The organism is Kitasatospora nipponensis, assembly GCF_039528135.1.
Lineage (GTDB): Bacteria > Actinomycetota > Actinomycetes > Streptomycetales > Streptomycetaceae > Kitasatospora > Kitasatospora nipponensis.
Window position 1 is genome coordinate 478 of sequence record NZ_BAAALF010000535.1, and the last position, 498, is coordinate 975.

At 69.3% G+C, this 498-nt stretch carries 1 protein-coding gene; it reads left to right on the plus strand.

The window, feature by feature from the left end:
• Positions 1–199 (plus strand): hypothetical protein (locus tag ABD323_RS41715; protein ID WP_344447294.1); only part of this gene is annotated, 199 nt, incomplete at its 5' end.
• Positions 200–498: the final 299 nt, after the last annotated feature.

Here is a 498-nt window from a genome sequence, read left to right on the forward strand (position 1 = left end):
CGGCGTGATGCTCTACGGACACGGTAAGCGCGGCACCGACGGCCCGATCCTGACCTGGACCAGCGGGACCGAGTACCACGAGTACTTCGCCGGCCAACTCGACTGGGTGGCCCGCCTCGGCGAGGCCGACGTGATCCCGGAGCCGTGGCGGTCCAAGGGGGTCAGGGTCTGGCGGTACCAGCACGACTCTCCCAGTTGACTCGCCGACACCAGCCAGCGAGTCGGCGCGGAAGGCCACAGCAGGGGGGCCTCCAAGCCCACCGATTCACCCAAGCAAGCTCCGAGGGGCCCGAAGTGCCGCGGACAGTATGGGCCGACCTCTCGCAGGAGACCCGGTCAGCCGTCGAGGATGCCTGCGGTCCGATCCGCAGCGCAGGGGATTCCACCGACGGGGTGTCCTGTGATCTCGCCAGCGCCCTCCAACTTGCAAGCGGTGAAACGGTGTTCTGCAAGGGGGTGCGCACGGACCGGGGCCCGCTGCTGCGGATGCAGCGGACC